The following is a 12,582-nucleotide window of genomic DNA, read 5'->3' as shown; positions in this document are numbered from 1 at the left end:
TTATGATTTTAAATCACACCCAAATAATTATTTACCACTATGAAATGACAATAAAACGAAAGCTTTATATATTAGTTAATATATGTAATTTATAATTTTAAAAAAAGGTGATGTTTAAATGTCAAAATTCGATAAATTTGGTAGAGAAGCAATATCAACAGCAGCATTTTTTGGGCCTGGTTTTATACTTAATAGAATATTAACTGGTTCAAAAGAAGATTCATCAGATATTAATCTTAAAAGATATAATTATTTGGATGAAACGTCCGATGAAAGAACAACAGTTAAATTTGATGTATCTGATTTAGCTACTCAAAATCCTCAATTTCATCTTGAAAACTATGAAAATGAAATAGTTGATCTTATAAGTCATATGAATTACCAATCATTACCAGAAAATTCATTTTCTATGTATAAAACCGAAGAATTATCTCAAGAACAACTTAATGAAATTTCTTTTGATCCTGATTCAAAAGATAAAGTTCAATTTTTATATACTGCTCAAGCAGTCATGGATAAAGTAATAAATATTACAAAGTCTTCAAGTTATAACAAAAAAATAATAAATATGTCAAATGATATTATTAGAGCTAGTAAGACTGCATTTAATAAAGAAATTGAGTTTAAAGTTACAAATGACTCATCTATAGGAAGATTTGAAGAAAATAAATCTGTGACTACAGATACAATTCAGCAAAAATATATTATTGATAACAAACGAGAAAAACAACTGGAAACGTATCTTAACATCAGCATCGATAAAAATCCTAAAGAGAAAGACTTTCTTAGAGAAAGCAAATCTAGAGATTGGTCGGAGGAAAGAATAAATTTTGTTCCTTATACAAAAAATAAGAACGGATCTCTCGCAGCAGATGTTGGCAGTGTTGTTAAAGCTTTAGAGCCACAGTATAGCAGTCTTAGTTTGATTGGCAAAAGCATTGTTGATAGAACAAAAAATCTGGCAAAAAAATATGAAATGTTAGTTAAAGGAAGCAAAGCTACTTATGTTTCATTAAATAAATGATGTAATTTACGAGGTAATAACATGTTAAAGAATATTGTTGACAAAGCTTGGAGCTTTACAAAGAGACACTATAAGAAGGCTGCTTTGCCTTTGGTATTTATTGCGTGCACTAAATCAAATGAGCCTAATTATTTGATGAAAGAAAATCCTGAAACTGTCATTTTTAATGATAAACCTTATCAATTATGGGATGTGGATAATAATGGAAAGACAGATATAATATCTTATAATGAAAAAGGCACTAGTAGTTTTAGGGGAACTCAATATGTTATTAGGTATGATTCTTCTCAAATTAGAAATAATCCGCATAAATGGGTTGACGCTAACTTCACAATCGTTGGTGGAGCAAAACAACTAACAGATGAAGATGCGCCTTATTTGATTAGAGCAAATCTGGCTGCCAAAGAAGTAAAATTTAATATTGGTAAGGTTCTTGGAGATAAATAATTTTTTTATTTGCTTTTGTTAGTTTGATATTAAGGATTGAGTTATTATTTCTTTTCCATGTATCCGCATTTGCCGCATGTTGCTCTGTCTTTGTGTGATGCTAAAAATACTCCTGGCCCGCATTTAGGACAGGTTTTGTTTTTTGATTTTCCGTTTTCATAAGTTTCGTGGATTGGTTTTCTTTTTTTCTTTTTAGGTTTTGCTTCGGTTTTTTTAGCTGGTGCTTTTCCGCCTTTTGCTGCTGCCATTATTGTTCACCTTCCTTTTTTTCTGTGGGTTGTGAGTCTGATTTTTGTTCGTTGTCTTTTGCTTCTTCTTTTTTTGGTATGTTTTTTTCTATTACTTTTGGGTATTCTATTGCTTTCATTGCTTCTTCGTTTTCATATATTAGTGCGGTTACTTCTGCTGTTTTTTCTCCGTATGTAGGCATTATTTTTTTTATTATTGTTAATTCTGGTTTTGATTTTTGTTTTGTAGATATGCTTTGTTGTAGTTGTTTTCGGCTTGGTGTTGTTTCGTTGTATTTTAGTTCATATTTTAGTTCTTTTCTTGGTAATGCTGATTTGGTTTCTTGTATTTGTTTTAGTTCCATTTTTATCACTTTTTTTCGGTTTATCTTACTTTTATTGCGTATTCTCCTTGTTCTTCAAAGCCCATTATTTTAGCAATATCTGATTTTCCCGGGGTTACTACATATATTCTTCCTTGCCAGTTTGTCGTTGTGCCTGATATTGCTTTGTGTTCTTTAAATTTTGGATCGTCCATGAATTTTTTTGTTTTTTTGCATACTTCTCGTTTTACGCCCATTTTTATCTACCTATTTCTTTTTTGTCTTTGTTTTATCTAAGTCTGGTTCTATCCATTCTTCTTTGCCTAGCCCATCTTGTCTCATTGTCAATCCTATTTTTGGATTTGATAGGTCTTTGTATGATATTGATATGATTCTTGCTCTGCATTTGTCGTTTACTTTTAGTGTTTTTTTGGATTCTTTTCCTAGTAGTGCTTTGTCTTTGCTGAAGCTTACGTAGTCATTCATTGTTTGGCTTATGTGTATCATTCCTTCTGTTGGGCCCATTGTTATGAATGCTCCAAAGTCTGCTATGTCTTTTATTATTCCAGGAACTACTTCTTGCATTTCGGGTATGAATGTTAATAGTTCAAATTCTGTTTCGTAAAATGTTGCTCCGTCTCCGGGTATTATTACTCCGTCTTTGATATCTCCGATTCCTGATACGTCTATTACAGATCCTAGTTCTTGGGATATGTGTCCTTCGTATTTTGTTTTTATTTGTTGTATCATTGCGGTTTCTAGTTCTTCTTCGAATTTTTCTGGTGGTATTCTTATATAGTCTTTAACTTTTACTTTGTAAAACATCAGTTCACCTCAGTTGGAGATATTTATTTTGTTTAAGTGTTATTATTCTTCCTTTTTTATTTTGAATTCTTTTTTGTAGTTCTTTGTCTTGTGTTGCTATTATTGTTTTTTTTGGGTTTTTTGACACTATTTCTACTAGAGCATCATCTGCGTAGTTATGTTTGGAACTTGTGAGTGTTTTTAAGTTTTTTTGTTTTGTCATTATATATCCTAGTTTTGCATTGAATCCTTCTTTTTTTTGGCCTTTAGTTTCTATCATGAGTTTTAATTCTTGCATTGTTTTGTCTAAAATGCATATTTCTATTGGTTCAGTTGATATGCGTTTTATTTCTGTAAATATGTCTACTCCGAATTCGCCTGGTAGTAGTAGGAAGTTTGTGTCTAGTATTACTTTGGTTTTTTGTTTCAGCAAGTTTAGCATTTATTTATAAGTAATTGTTGTTGCTTTTTAAAACTACTTGTTATTTAGTGTCTATATTGTAAATAAATTGTTTTTTTAGCTTTGTCATAGATACATTTTAAAATAAATCACTATTACTTAGTGATATGGTTGTTGGTAGTGTTGATTGTGCAAAGGATTTGTTAAAAGATGTTGCTGAAAAAGATACGGATACTGTTAGTTTTAATTGTACAGAGAATTTGTTAAAAAAATATTTTCCTGAAAAGTTAGGTTGGTTAGATCATTTTAAGTCTTTGGCAGAAAATATAGAAAGTTCTAAAGGTAGACATTTTAGAATTTTAAGGGATAACTCTGTTAGTGAATTTGATGCGACATTGATTTTGCCTTTGTTAAAAGATTATTTTTCTAAAAATTATTCGTATTTTGAGTCTTATCTTTTGAATCTTGGCAGTTCTTGGTCTAAGGATTATTATGTTGATTATTTTTCTGAATCTTTAAATCATATTGATTTAGTTTTGCCGATGAATTTTAAACAGGTGGCTTTTTCAAATTGGCGACGGTCTAAAAGTGAATGGTTGTCTATGCTGAAAAATCATGAAAAGTTGAATTCTTATTTTTCTGAGTATTTTTTAACAGAACCATTTTTTAAGAATAGGTTTGTTATTTCTGTAGCAGAATTAAGTTCTATGCCTAATTTTGATTCGCTTCCTAAAAAATTGAAAGATGAAGTTGATAAATATGTTGACTATTCAAATTTTAAAATTAATGACTTTTTTAAGACTGGCGGCATAAGAACTGGCGGGGTGTGCAGTAGTACTTATAATGTGTATGAATCAATAATTGAAAGTGTTGTTAATGATGAAAAATTAAAATATGATTTTGCAGCTATTTTTCATAATGACGAACTTAAAGCTTTAATGAAATTTTATTCGTATCCATATATTCTTGGTTTAGAAAATTTGTTTGGCTCTAATGGGCAATTTAATGTGATGGAACGAGGAGTTTATTCTATTAAGAATGAAGATAAAAATATTAAAAAGTTTATAAAAAAGTTGCAGAATAATCGCACGCAAAAAACTGAAAGAATAGGTTATGAATTTGTTTTGAAAAAACCTTTAGAGCTCGAACCAATAGTTCATCTTGCAGAATTTAATCAGCATTATTCGAAAAATTTTTATGATAAAGATAAGTTTTCTAAAAAATTAGATGTTTTCAAACGCAAAATATATGAGATGAAGTCCTCTGATAATCTAACCAAATTTATTTATGAATAATATAAGCAGCGATTTTCATTATAACGATTAAATCGTCGTAGTGAAATGACGTGTAGTTCCAAGCTACTTCATTTAACTTCATCAGATCGATGAAGCAACCGGGACAACAAATACAAGAAAATAAGAAGTATAAAAAATTATTTATTGCGCGTTAGCGCGAGGGGTTTAATACCCCGACCTTTAGGTCGCGATAACAAGCAATCTAAAAATCGCGTCTAGGCGACTGAAGCGTAATACTCCATCCTTCAGGGTGGAGATAGCTTCGGAGCAGCGATTTTTATTATTTTGTATTGGTGAAGCTAAATAGATACCGCTATGCATTTCATACTTGAATCCGCCAACAGTAAAAGAATCTCCTTCAGTGAAGCTTATTCTTCCTTCTAAACTCTCTTTTTTGTGCGCGTTCGCGCCTTCAGCGCTAACATTAGCGACTTCGTCGCTTACCACGACAAAGCGACCATAATCATTAAGAAGATTGCCGCTGAGGAGACCAGCGTTACCAATGTTGCCCAAGAAGAGCACAACGCCCTGAGCAACATCAGGATCATAATTATCTGAATTAAAAGAGTTCCAAACACCTAATTTTCCATTTGGAAATTTTGCTTTTACGTTTCCAAGAAATTTCGTAGCTTCATCAACACCATCAAGATATGCAATAACTTGCGAATCAATAGCCACCCCGCCATTATTTAATAGATTACCATCAATATTTTGGTAGCAAGAATTGGTTTTCTTTGCTTGATCTAATGTTCTTACAACTGCATATCTAGAAAATTCTTTAGGCGTTTCTCTAGCAACCATTTGATCAAAGCTAAACGTTTGTATGGTTGAACCATCAGGCAATCCTCCTTGAAGTAAATCTCCAATAACATTTTTATTTGAAAATACTTTTGAAAGATTGGCTTTGTATACTGGTGTAATTCCGCCTTCAGTATTATACGCTCTGGCAATAACATCAGGACTTAGAATTCCTATACCTTCTTTTCCACCATGAATTGTAATGACATAATAATCTTTTTTTCCTTGAAATTCTCCAAAACCTGAGTGTTCTTCAGAATTAGCAGTAAACCATGTGCCATGAGGAAAATTCTCTGCAAGCAAATACATCGGGGCTTTAAAACCACAATATTTAAATATTATTTGCCTCATTTATTTCGAATATAAACAATATTTAGTGATGCAAAAATGGTTAGACTTTCAGAACGAGCGGTAAGGGTCATTTCAGACCTTGAATTTCAAGAGAAGTATTATTTTACAAAAGATGATATTAGAAATCACTTTGATAATGAGAAACAACTATATGATTTTATTTACAACCAAAGAAAAAATTTCCGGATTATTAAGCTAAACAAAGATAAATACTTCCTTGTACCCATAAAAGCAAGACATAATGTGTGGACAGATAATCCTCTAATAGTCGCTGATGAAATAATGAATGGAGAAGATTACTATATCGGCGGTTGGTATGCCGCAAAATACTGGAAACTTACAGACCAAGTCCCTATGCAAGTAGACATATATTCGCCAAACAAATATGGGAAAACAAAAATAATGAATAAAAGATATGTCTTTCACAGAATCAGAGCAGAAGCTCTAAAAAAAGGAGTCAAAAAAAAGATTGACGGACACTCTTTTATAATCCTAAAAAAGGTTGAATCAGAAAAATGGATGTCAAAGAAATAAGAAAAGATGAATTACTTGAAATCATTGCTAAAACTGGGTTTGACTATGATCTATTGGTCAAAGATTACTACATCACAATCCTGCTTTACTTAATGAAAGATATTAGCGGAATTTATTTTAAAGGAGGTACTGCTTTGCAGTTGACTCTTTTAGATCATGCTCGTATTAGTGAAGATATTGATTTTACTCTTGAACGACCTTTGAAAGAAGTTCGAACAGAAGTAGAGAAAATTATTGCTGAATCTAAATTATTCGGAACAATTACTCAAGATAAAGATGTTGATAAGTTTGTCAGATTAGTTGTTCCTTACAAATCAATTCTTGGGGATGATCAAATCTTTATCGATCTTAATGCAAGAGGCAAATTATTTTTAAAACCAGAAATGTTAGAAATGAAACATTTTTATCCAAACATCCCCAAGTTTAGTTTCCCTTGTCTGAACCGCGAGGAGATGGTTGCTGAAAAAGTTGCTGCTGCAATTGGTAGGAATAAACCTAGAGATCATTATGATATTTATCAAATCATTAAACATAAACTACCCATAAACATGAAATTAGTTAAGAAAAAATGCAAGGAGTCTGGTGATGACCCTAGCATCTTGAAGATGTTTAATAAAGCGAAGACTTTGCATAAGCGTTGGAATGAAGATATGCTTCCTCTCTTGGTTGAAGAAGTTAGTTTTCAAGAAGTTATGCAAACACTTAGCTTACATTTTAAGTTTAAAGTTGAAAAAGACAAATTAAAAAAGAATTAATGTTAGTCAATACCCTCTTATTTGTTACATAGTGTATGTTATATACAGCGACTTATTTTTGTGACTTATTAAGCATTTTTTTAGCCGTGAAAACTGAATTTACACTCAGTTTTTTTGGGTGCGTGTTTTCTAGCAATTTTTCTATTGTTTTTAACACTTGTTTTCTTTGGGTGGTCAAGCCATATTTTTTGTATTTTGCTTGTAGGTTTCTGTTTGATACTACAAATAACCATCTACGAGAATATTTGTTATTGCGCGCTAGCAAAGGGGGTTTAATTTGTTTTTTTTGCGTCTAAGAGATTATTCATTTCAAAAATTCCAGCATAATTGTTCTTAGAAATTTTTACTGTGTATTCTTTTCCTTCTTCTAGTTTTGATAGTTTGTTGTTTCCCCAGAGTTTACCTTCAAAGAATTGAGGTTGATCGTATAATACTATTTTTTGACCGTTTTCTGTTGTGAATTCTCCTGTGTATACGTCTCCGACTCTGCCTGTTTTGAAGTGTTTGAGTTCTGTTAATTTTGCATTTATCGTTTTTACGTCTCTTGTTTGAAGAAGTTCTATTCCTGTTTGAATTGGTATGTAAATTGCGTTTGCAGCTACGGTTAGAGCAATATAACCTCCAACAAAGAATCCTGTTGGTGTAAATATCATATCAAAAGCTTTTTGATTTACTGCATCGCTGATGTTTTTTCCTTGTTTTATGATTTTGTTTGCTTTTTCTTCTCCATTTTCCGGATCGTAAGCTTTGTAATAATCAACGAACAGTTGTTTTGTATCTTGTTTTAAGCTCATTTCGATACCTTTTTTGTTGTGTTTATTTTTTACAGTATTTTTTCGATGTTGTGTGTTTTGCTCATTATGTTATGAGCAGATTCCTTTGCGCCCCATATTTCTGTATCTATTTTTTTTACTAATTTGTCGGCATCTTTTTCTCCAAGTAATGCACTCATATAAAATATTGTGGGTAGTATGCTTCCAATATCTTTGATGTAAAAATCTTCGGGGTTTTGTCCGTAAAATTCATTGAGTATGTCTCCTGCCATATTTCCTTCATCTCTCATATAAGCAAGACTGCACCATGCAATGTGTGTGCCGTGGAGCATGTGAGCCATTTCGGGACTGCTTAGATCCCTGAGACTTGTATCTAAGAACTCATCAACATCTTTTTCTGAGTAATTGACTTTTCCTTTTAGACCTGCAAAATAGCTACTTATGGATTTTGGGACAGATAAAGATGCTAGTTCGGAACTGTATTTTGTAAATTTATCTAATAAATCATATTTCTTGAAGTTTGGATTAAAAACTTTTTCTCTTGGATTTGCATGTTTTGGTATTTCGAGTTCTTTTCTGGATTTATCTGTTAAATCTGAGACAAATATTGGTAATTTGTATTCATTAATCATACAGTAATATGTTCCGTCGTTTTCTTTTTTTGCGAATTCGTTTTCTTTTATTGTATTTCCTGAAATTGTTTTTAGGTTTATCCATCCTTTGTTAAGCCCTCTGAACGCATATTTGCTTGGCTCTTTTAATTTTGCTTTTTCTCCTTCATACCATAAAGTATGGCTTACAGAGGAAGGTATTTTCAGATTTTTCATTACAAATTCATAGAGCATTCTTCCAGTCGCAGGGGCGCTAGATGGTTTTTCTACGGGATATTCTTTCATTTTAGTTTTTGTAATGTTATTTTATTTATAAATGTTTCGGCACGTTGTCACTTTATAGTGATTAACAGCCCGAAACCCTTAGATTTCGCAACTTTGGGCCGTCATGCGTCTTTCTCTTGAAAAATGGTTCTGATAAAATTATGTATGGATATCTGAAGATAATAAAAGAATATTTTCCTATGGATAAATTGGCTGCATAATGAGTAACCTTTTTTAATGAGAACTTAATTCTTGTTTGTTATGGAAAATTCAATGATGTCTCCTTTAGATATTGAAAGAATGGAAAAGCAACAGTATAGGATGGTTGGCACGCACAGTGCTGTTAAGACTTGTGGTTGGACTAAGAAGTTGTTGAAAGGAGAAGGTGGCTGTTATAAGTTGAAGTTCTACGGAATAATGAGTCATCAATGTATGCAGATGACGACAAGCATTAGTTGTGCGAATCGTTGTCAGTTTTGTTGGAGGGATTATAAGGCTCCTGTTAGTAAGGATTGGAAGTGGGAAGTTAATGATCCTAAATTTATTTTTAATGGTTCTATTAAGGCGCATAATTCTTTGATTGAGGGGTTTAATGGCAATCCTGTTGTTTCTAAAGCTGTAATGGAGCAGGCTAGAAAAGTTAAGCATGTAGCGCTTTCATTAACTGGCGAGCCAATTATTTATCCAAAAATAAATGAGCTTTTGCAAATATTCAATAAAGAGGGCATTTCAACTTTCTTAGTTACTAATGCTCAGTATTGGGAGCAGATTCGCGATTTGAATCCGGTAACTCAATTATATTTGTCAATTGATGCTCCTAATAAACATATTTTGAAACAAATTGATGTTCCTTTATTTTCCGATTATTGGGAGAGGATGCTTAGTTCTTTGGATGAGTTGAAAAAGAAAAAAGACAGAACTTGTATTAGGTTAACTATTGTGAAAGGTGTTAATGATGTTGAGCCTGAAAATTATGCTAAGTTGATAGAGCAGGGAGATCCTGATTTTTTGGAAGTTAAAGGATATATGTTTGTTGGGGCTTCTATGGAGAGGTTGAAGAAAGATAATATGCCTTGGCACGAAGAAGTTGTAGACTTTGCAAAGGAATTAGCTAAATGTCTTGATGATTATGAAATTGTTTCAGAGCATGTTCCTTCACGAGTTGTTTTTTTGGCTAAAAAGAAATTTAAGATTGATGGGATGTGGAAGACTTGGATTGATTTTAATAAATGGCATGAATTAATAAATTCAGGAATTGATTTTACAACAATTGATTATTTGAGAAAAACTCCTCAAACTGGTCTTAGCGGAAGAAAGATTAAAGATGAAGTTGAGGCTAAGAAGCTTAGAGCACAAAGAACTCGAGATAATAAGATGTTGGCCGAGGAAGAGGGTATTTTTGTTAATGAAGATGAGGATGAAATTGATTTTTGGAAGGAAAATGTTGATGATGGTTCTAAGGATGAGGATCGTGGTGGTGGTTGTTAATTTTTTTTAGGGATTTCGCATTTTTTGCAGATTCCTTTAACTTCTAATTGAAAACTTGTTATTGTTCCGGGTATTTTGTTTTTTAAAAATTCTATGTTGTCTAGTTCAAAGTGTATTATTTTTCCTGTTTTTTCGCATTCAAAATGACAATGGCTTTTTTTTCCTTTTGAGTAAATGTTTTTTCTGTCGCAAGAGTATGTGTATAGTTCTCCTTTTTCTTTTGCTTCTTTTAAGTATCTATATATTGTAGCGATTCCTATTTCCGGGCTTTTCTTTTTCGTTTTTTCATATAGTTCTTCTGCGCTAAAAAAAGAGTTTATTTTTGCTATTTCTTTTTGTATTTTTTCTTTTTGTTTTGTATTTCTATTTTTTCTTCCCATTATTGATAATGAAAATCAATAACATTTATAAATATTTTTGCTTGTCTCAATTTATATGAATGTATTATATCCTTTACTTGCAACCATTTCAGTTTCTTTAATATCTGTCTTAGTTGCTATTCCTTTTTTGGTCAAAAAATCTATATCTAAGAAAGTTCTTTTGTTTTTGTTAAGTTTGTCAGTTGGAGTTTTGCTATCTACAGTTTTCATAAATTTTTTGCCAGAAGCAATTTCTGATAAGTACACTTTGGGATTAGCAATTTATGTCTTATTGGGTTTTTTTATGATGTTTGTTATTGAAAAATTTGTTCATGCACATCATGATAAAAAATGCGAACGCAATGCATCTGGTCATAGTCATGCATATAATTTGGCTCCGATAAATTTAATCGGTGATGGAATTCATAATTTTTTAGATGGTCTTGTTATTGCAGGTTCATTTGCTTTTAATGCTAGTGTTGGGATTGCTGCGACGATATCTATATTATTTCATGAGATTCCTCAGGAAATAGCAGATTTTGGGGTTTTGCTTTATTCGGGCATGTCTAAGAAAAAAGCTTTATTGTTTAATTTTTTATCTGCTTTATCTGCTATTTTAGGAACTGTTGTCGGAATATTTTTGGTAACTAAATTAGAGGGGTTTACGCAATTTATCTTGCCTTTTGCAGCAGGTAATTTTTTGTATATTGCGTCTGCCAATCTTTTGCCTGAATTACATAGGCACTGCAAGTTAAAAGATACTTTTATTCATTTGCTAGCAATATTTGCAGGTATTTGCATTATAATTTTAATAACTTTATTTGGTCCAGGGCATATTCATTAAGGAGGTTTGATATTATGAGAATTTTTTTAGTTTTTGTTTTGTTTTTTGTTTTGTTTTTTGCTGTTGCTTGTGACACCGAATTAGGTCATTCTAGTCAAGATCATGATCATGACGGTGATGGTTTTCAAGATCATTTGGAAGAAGAGCATTTTGAGTTAGAAAATTCTTTTGTTGAAGATGCGGTTGTTTGGAAAGCAACTTAAAAATTGCTGTTGTGTTATTGGTTATTGTGTTAAAATATTATTTTTTTGCTTGGAAATATGTGGTCTTCATGCATTATTGCAGTTTCAATTTTATTTATTACTTCTGCGAATTCTTGTGTTAGTTCTGATATTATTTGGTTGTATTCTAAGTAGTTTTCACACATTATTTCTAGTTCTACATCCCAAGGACTTATTTGTTTTACGAGGTGAATTATTTTTTCGTTTTGTAGTGAATATTCCATTAATTTGGTTTCATCTTTCTGGCTTAAGTTTTTGAAATAGAGAAACGTTTTAAAGAATTCATATCCGAGGTTGTTGTGATCTATTATTGCGTTGTATCTTGATATTATTTTTTGTTTTTCTAATTTTTTTATTCTGTTTCTTATTATGTCTGTTGTGCTGTTGTGTTTTCTTGCTATTTCTGTTATGTTTATTCTTGAGTTTTGAAATAGTTCATTTAGTATTTTCTTTTCTATTTCTTCAATAATTATGTTTTCCTGTTTTTCAAAAATTGTGTTCCATTCGTTTTGGGTGTTATAAAAATATGTTTTGTTTGAGTAGTGTACGCTTACAAGTACTGCTGTGCGGGTTTCTATTATTATGTCTTTGTATTTTGAAAAAAGTTTATTTTTTGTTTCATAGAATTCTCTGTTGTTTTTTACAAAGTATGTTAGTCCTAAATCCCATGCGCCATCGGCGGTTCCAAGCCAAAATAATTTTTTTTCTTTTTTTAATTCGTTAATCATTTCTTTCTTTTTTTCTGGTTTGTTTGCTAATTTTAGATAAATCTTTGCTGAATTATATCCGAGTTTTGTGGGATCTACCCAAATTGTAAATCCTTTTATTATGTTTTGTTCTTGTAATTTTTTTATTCTATATCTTATTGATTCTTTGCTTTTTTTTGCAATTCTTGCTAGTTTTGTATCTGGTATTCTCGCATTTTTGTCTAGTTCATATAATATTCTTTTATCGATTTTGTCTAGTTTTAAGTTCATTTAATAGTAAATATTTGTTTTTCTTTAAATAATTTTACACTTATTTAGTAAAAAACCATACTTAATTTAATATATTGGATGAGACTA

18 protein-coding genes are annotated in these 12,582 nt (G+C 31.3%); 8 read left to right on the top strand and 10 right to left on the bottom strand.

The annotated features are described in order from the left end of the window. Positions 1–118 precede the first annotated feature (118 nt). Together K9L97_00310 and K9L97_00305 are read left to right on the top strand one after the other, a co-directional pair. The gene (locus tag K9L97_00310; protein ID MCF7871459.1) at positions 119–1,024 is read left to right on the top strand and encodes a hypothetical protein; all 906 of its coding nucleotides are present in this window, start codon (positions 119–121) and stop codon (positions 1,022–1,024) included. A gap of 21 nt (positions 1,025–1,045) precedes the next feature. Beyond that, positions 1,046–1,471 carry a hypothetical protein gene (locus K9L97_00305; GenBank protein MCF7871458.1) on the top strand — a complete coding sequence of 142 codons (426 nt, stop codon included), beginning with the start codon at positions 1,046–1,048 and terminating at the stop codon, positions 1,469–1,471. Positions 1,472–1,515: 44 nt separating this feature from the next. Here the strand turns inward: K9L97_00305 and K9L97_00300 are convergent, their stop codons facing one another. The 5 genes from K9L97_00300 to K9L97_00280 are packed head-to-tail and all read right to left on the bottom strand — an operon-like array spanning position 1,516 to position 3,267. Further along, on the bottom strand, positions 1,516–1,719 hold the full coding sequence (locus tag K9L97_00300) for a 30S ribosomal protein S27ae (GenBank protein ID MCF7871457.1): 204 nt from the start codon (positions 1,717–1,719) through the stop codon (positions 1,516–1,518). Next, complete coding sequence (locus tag K9L97_00295) at positions 1,719–2,063, bottom strand: hypothetical protein (protein ID MCF7871456.1); 345 nt, start codon at positions 2,061–2,063, stop codon at positions 1,719–1,721. Before K9L97_00295 ends, K9L97_00300 begins: the two co-directional genes overlap by 1 nt. A gap of 20 nt (positions 2,064–2,083) precedes the next feature. Beyond that, on the bottom strand, positions 2,084–2,278 hold the full coding sequence (locus K9L97_00290; protein MCF7871455.1) for a DNA-directed RNA polymerase subunit E'': 195 nt from the start codon (positions 2,276–2,278) through the stop codon (positions 2,084–2,086). Positions 2,279–2,288: 10 nt separating this feature from the next. Further along, positions 2,289–2,846 carry a DNA-directed RNA polymerase gene (locus K9L97_00285; protein ID MCF7871454.1) on the bottom strand — a complete coding sequence of 186 codons (558 nt, stop codon included), beginning with the start codon at positions 2,844–2,846 and terminating at the stop codon, positions 2,289–2,291. Between the two features lie 4 nt (positions 2,847–2,850). Further along, positions 2,851–3,267, bottom strand: coding sequence for a hypothetical protein (locus K9L97_00280; protein MCF7871453.1), 417 nt, complete (start codon positions 3,265–3,267; stop codon positions 2,851–2,853). Between the two features lie 125 nt (positions 3,268–3,392). Here K9L97_00280 and K9L97_00275 point away from each other — a divergent pair, with 125 nt between their 5' ends. Next, on the top strand, positions 3,393–4,520 hold the full coding sequence (locus K9L97_00275; protein ID MCF7871452.1) for a hypothetical protein: 1,128 nt from the start codon (positions 3,393–3,395) through the stop codon (positions 4,518–4,520). A gap of 180 nt (positions 4,521–4,700) precedes the next feature. Here K9L97_00275 and K9L97_00270 read toward each other — a convergent pair whose 3' ends face one another. Beyond that, positions 4,701–5,669: a hypothetical protein gene (locus K9L97_00270; protein ID MCF7871451.1), complete on the bottom strand. Its 969-nt coding sequence runs from the start codon at positions 5,667–5,669 to the stop codon at positions 4,701–4,703. Positions 5,670–5,705: 36 nt separating this feature from the next. Between K9L97_00270 and K9L97_00265 the strand changes: the two genes are divergently transcribed. Both K9L97_00265 and K9L97_00260 read left to right on the top strand, forming a co-directional pair. After that, on the top strand, positions 5,706–6,203 hold the full coding sequence (locus tag K9L97_00265) for a hypothetical protein (protein MCF7871450.1): 498 nt from the start codon (positions 5,706–5,708) through the stop codon (positions 6,201–6,203). Next, complete coding sequence (locus tag K9L97_00260) at positions 6,185–6,958, top strand: nucleotidyl transferase AbiEii/AbiGii toxin family protein (GenBank protein MCF7871449.1); 774 nt, start codon at positions 6,185–6,187, stop codon at positions 6,956–6,958. The genes K9L97_00265 and K9L97_00260 overlap by 19 nt, the downstream gene beginning before the upstream one ends. Before the next feature lie 272 nt (positions 6,959–7,230). Here the strand turns inward: K9L97_00260 and K9L97_00255 are convergent, their stop codons facing one another. Both K9L97_00255 and K9L97_00250 read right to left on the bottom strand, forming a co-directional pair. After that, positions 7,231–7,752: a hypothetical protein gene (locus tag K9L97_00255; protein MCF7871448.1), complete on the bottom strand. Its 522-nt coding sequence runs from the start codon at positions 7,750–7,752 to the stop codon at positions 7,231–7,233. 29 nt (positions 7,753–7,781) lie between these two features. Then, positions 7,782–8,627, bottom strand: a complete 846-nt coding sequence (locus K9L97_00250; protein ID MCF7871447.1) for a hypothetical protein — start codon at positions 8,625–8,627, stop codon at positions 7,782–7,784. Between the two features lie 240 nt (positions 8,628–8,867). On the opposite strand from K9L97_00250, the gene twy1 reads away from it, so the two are divergent. Next, positions 8,868–10,094 carry a 4-demethylwyosine synthase TYW1 gene (gene twy1 / locus K9L97_00245; GenBank protein ID MCF7871446.1) on the top strand — a complete coding sequence of 409 codons (1,227 nt, stop codon included), beginning with the start codon at positions 8,868–8,870 and terminating at the stop codon, positions 10,092–10,094. On the opposite strand, the gene K9L97_00240 is transcribed toward twy1, so the two are convergent. Next, entirely contained in the window at positions 10,091–10,474 is a 384-nt protein-coding gene (locus K9L97_00240) for a transcriptional repressor (GenBank protein MCF7871445.1), read from the bottom strand. The genes twy1 and K9L97_00240 overlap by 4 nt on opposite strands. 55 nt (positions 10,475–10,529) lie before the next feature. Between K9L97_00240 and K9L97_00235 the strand changes: the two genes are divergently transcribed. Together K9L97_00235 and K9L97_00230 are read left to right on the top strand one after the other, a co-directional pair. After that, positions 10,530–11,297 carry a ZIP family metal transporter gene (locus K9L97_00235; GenBank protein MCF7871444.1) on the top strand — a complete coding sequence of 256 codons (768 nt, stop codon included), beginning with the start codon at positions 10,530–10,532 and terminating at the stop codon, positions 11,295–11,297. Positions 11,298–11,311: 14 nt separating this feature from the next. Further along, the gene (locus K9L97_00230) at positions 11,312–11,500 is read left to right on the top strand and encodes a hypothetical protein (GenBank protein MCF7871443.1); all 189 of its coding nucleotides are present in this window, start codon (positions 11,312–11,314) and stop codon (positions 11,498–11,500) included. A 29-nt stretch (positions 11,501–11,529) separates the two neighbouring features. On the opposite strand, the gene K9L97_00225 is transcribed toward K9L97_00230, so the two are convergent. After that, entirely contained in the window at positions 11,530–12,495 is a 966-nt protein-coding gene (locus tag K9L97_00225; protein ID MCF7871442.1) for an AsnC family transcriptional regulator, read from the bottom strand. Between the last annotated feature and the right edge of the window lie 87 nt (positions 12,496–12,582).

Source organism: Candidatus Woesearchaeota archaeon (assembly GCA_021735165.1).
Classification (GTDB): domain Archaea; phylum Nanobdellota; class Nanobdellia; order Woesearchaeales; family 21-14-0-10-32-9; genus JAIPET01.
Note: the sequence above shows the minus strand (reverse complement) of the source record. Positions and strands in the feature narration are given on the sequence as shown.

Coding starts and splice junctions, on each gene's coding strand:
- K9L97_00225 (MCF7871442.1), bottom strand. CDS start 12,495: ATGAACTTAAAACTAGACAAAATCGATAAAAGAATATTATATGAACTA.
- K9L97_00290 (MCF7871455.1), bottom strand. CDS start 2,278: ATGGGCGTAAAACGAGAAGTATGCAAAAAAACAAAAAAATTCATGGAC.
- K9L97_00265 (MCF7871450.1), top strand. CDS start 5,706: ATGGTTAGACTTTCAGAACGAGCGGTAAGGGTCATTTCAGACCTTGAA.
- K9L97_00255 (MCF7871448.1), bottom strand. CDS start 7,752: ATGAGCTTAAAACAAGATACAAAACAACTGTTCGTTGATTATTACAAA.
- K9L97_00310 (MCF7871459.1), top strand. CDS start 119: ATGTCAAAATTCGATAAATTTGGTAGAGAAGCAATATCAACAGCAGCA.
- K9L97_00295 (MCF7871456.1), bottom strand. CDS start 2,063: ATGGAACTAAAACAAATACAAGAAACCAAATCAGCATTACCAAGAAAA.
- K9L97_00280 (MCF7871453.1), bottom strand. CDS start 3,267: ATGCTAAACTTGCTGAAACAAAAAACCAAAGTAATACTAGACACAAAC.
- K9L97_00285 (MCF7871454.1), bottom strand. CDS start 2,846: ATGTTTTACAAAGTAAAAGTTAAAGACTATATAAGAATACCACCAGAA.
- K9L97_00250 (MCF7871447.1), bottom strand. CDS start 8,627: ATGAAAGAATATCCCGTAGAAAAACCATCTAGCGCCCCTGCGACTGGA.
- K9L97_00275 (MCF7871452.1), top strand. CDS start 3,393: ATGGTTGTTGGTAGTGTTGATTGTGCAAAGGATTTGTTAAAAGATGTT.
- K9L97_00240 (MCF7871445.1), bottom strand. CDS start 10,474: ATGGGAAGAAAAAATAGAAATACAAAACAAAAAGAAAAAATACAAAAA.
- K9L97_00305 (MCF7871458.1), top strand. CDS start 1,046: ATGTTAAAGAATATTGTTGACAAAGCTTGGAGCTTTACAAAGAGACAC.
- twy1 (MCF7871446.1), top strand. CDS start 8,868: ATGGAAAATTCAATGATGTCTCCTTTAGATATTGAAAGAATGGAAAAG.
- K9L97_00300 (MCF7871457.1), bottom strand. CDS start 1,719: ATGGCAGCAGCAAAAGGCGGAAAAGCACCAGCTAAAAAAACCGAAGCA.
- K9L97_00260 (MCF7871449.1), top strand. CDS start 6,185: ATGGATGTCAAAGAAATAAGAAAAGATGAATTACTTGAAATCATTGCT.
- K9L97_00270 (MCF7871451.1), bottom strand. CDS start 5,669: ATGAGGCAAATAATATTTAAATATTGTGGTTTTAAAGCCCCGATGTAT.
- K9L97_00230 (MCF7871443.1), top strand. CDS start 11,312: ATGAGAATTTTTTTAGTTTTTGTTTTGTTTTTTGTTTTGTTTTTTGCT.
- K9L97_00235 (MCF7871444.1), top strand. CDS start 10,530: ATGAATGTATTATATCCTTTACTTGCAACCATTTCAGTTTCTTTAATA.